Genomic DNA, 642 nt, shown 5'->3' on the forward strand with positions numbered 1-642 from the left:
GAATGAACATCGCGCCGAGCACGTGCTCGCAGGTGATGTGCGTGCCGAGCTGCGCATCGAAGCGGTCGAGGATGCCGAGGCGTTCCTGGTTCAGCTGGTCGAGCCGGCGCGACAGCATCGCGTGGATCAGCGCTTCCTTGCTGCCGAAGTGGTAGTTGACCGCGGCGAGATTGACCGTCGCGCGCGACGTGATCTGCCGCATCGACATCGCTTCGAAGCCATGCTCGATGAACAGATCCTCGGCCGCATCGAGAATGCGCGCCTTCGTTCCCCCGGTCTGCCGTGTGCCGGATGACCGCGCCCCGGACGGCCGTCCCGCAGATGGCCGCCCCTCCTGACTTACTGCCATGTTCCGCCTCCCATGCCGGTTTCCCGGCCGCGAACAGGTGATTTGATTATCTGATTCAAACAGTCGTTTTTATTAAGATAAAAAATCGCGGCCGGACCGGGCAAGCGCGGAATCTGGATCAATTCCTCTAGTTCGATGTGCGGGTGCGGAAAGCGCGACACCCGCTCACGGCGGGGCGGGGCGCGCGCGATGATGCGGTGCCGCAACGCGCGGGTTCACCCGACGGTGCTACGCGTATTGACCGATTGCGTCATGTCGATGCCGCGCCGTTCGCGGCTGAACAGGATCAGCAC

General features: G+C 63.2%; 1 protein-coding gene. It reads right to left on the minus strand.

Features of this window, described 5'->3' with window-relative positions:
* The coding region (locus JMF90_RS40545; protein ID WP_236598163.1) for a TetR/AcrR family transcriptional regulator at nucleotides 1-349 on the minus strand (349 nt) is incomplete at its 3' end.
* Nucleotides 350-642 lie beyond the last annotated feature (293 nt).

Source organism: Burkholderia sp. E168m23 (assembly GCF_016586125.1).
Taxonomy (GTDB): domain Bacteria; phylum Pseudomonadota; class Gammaproteobacteria; order Burkholderiales; family Burkholderiaceae; genus Burkholderia; species Burkholderia orbicola.